This is a genomic window from bacterium endosymbiont of Bathymodiolus sp. 5 South (genome assembly GCF_900128535.1).
In the GTDB taxonomy this organism is placed as follows: domain Bacteria; phylum Pseudomonadota; class Gammaproteobacteria; order PS1; family Pseudothioglobaceae; genus Thiodubiliella.
Genome location: NZ_FQTR01000316.1, coordinates 1 through 1,307 on the forward strand (window position 1 = coordinate 1; position 1,307 = coordinate 1,307).

General features: G+C 32.1%; 1 protein-coding gene. It reads right to left on the minus strand.

Going from position 1 to position 1,307, the window contains the following annotated elements:
• Positions 1 to 182: 182 nt before the first annotated feature.
• Positions 183 to 941: a toll/interleukin-1 receptor domain-containing protein gene (locus BBROOKSOX_RS11125; RefSeq protein WP_139661892.1), complete on the minus strand. Its 759-nt coding sequence runs from the start codon at positions 939 to 941 to the stop codon at positions 183 to 185.
• Between the last annotated feature and the right edge of the window lie 366 nt (positions 942 to 1,307).

A 1,307-nucleotide genomic window follows, 5' to 3' on the forward strand; every position in this document is an offset into this window, starting at 1 on the left:
CAACTCAAGACATTACACTGTCAGCCATTGTTGCGGGTTTTTGTATGTTTACAGTTAGGCTTTTAGCTATTTATTTTAATATCAATTTGCCAAAGTTCCGTTTTAAATAAATCTTTGGATAAAATAACAAGCAAGTCTAATTTTAATATTTTCCTTGTAGCAAGCAAAAAATATTTGCTTGTTTATATCTGAATTAGCTTGTGCTGAATTGCATATTGCCTTCCTTTAGGTGCAAGGAGGAGGGTAGTAGTTGTTTCTTCAAATAACCCATATATTATTTTTTTCTGTATTAAACCTTCGGATGTTGCCTCTTCCAAAAGAATATCAAGCATAATTCTTGACACATTCATTTGTTCTCTTAAATTATCATAGGATGTATAATCTAGTCCCCTTTCATAATCATCAATTATTATTTGCATAAGTTTGTGAGTAGCATCAATACTTTTTTCAGCAGGGACATTTTCTACAGGTGTGAATGGGTTGTTACCGATTTCAGGCTTTTTAAACAGGGGAGCATTATGAAGTGTACGCACAAGTTCATCAAAGTTGAATTCATCATCATTTGAGAAATCTATATAAAGTTTTGTTTGGAGAAATGTAGGGATATTGTGAGTTCCATACTGTTTTATTATTGGAATGATTTTGTTTGAGTTAATATTAGATAGTAATTCGGAAGTAACTATCATTTTTTCATAACCAACACCTCCAGACCCTGAATTAGCTTTTTCTACATAGTTGTCTGTGCAGACTATAACTGTGTAATCAGAATTGGAAAGGTGAGTCTCCATAAAATGAGGAAGATCATCTCCTGCCCTCAGTTCCCATTGATCTATAATGGCATCTACTCCATTATTTCTTAATCTAGTCGCTAAGTCTAAAACCCATTTTTTATGTTCTTGAGAGTCATGCGAATATGAGATAAATACTTTAGGAATTTTCATTTTAATTTTTATAACCAAATAGTGGCGTTATTAGTGTGTTTTTTCAGTTAAAGCGTAAGTCAATGTGGTGATTTGTATAAACAGCGTTAAATATTAAAAACTACTCAGTTACATAGTTTACTATACGCCTTCGCATTTTTCTTAATATTTTCCTTGTAGAAAGTAAAAATACTTGCTAAAACAAAGGGATGTTTGATAGATTTTTGAAATTTATTTACAGAATAATTGTTAATTACTTGAGACCTTTGCATAAATAGGGATGATTAGCAAAATCCAATTTTTGCCCAATTGGTGATTTCTTTAAACCTTGTCCTAGCAGGGCTAAGGCTGGGTTTAAAAAATCGCCAAGTGGGTGAAAAGTGGGTT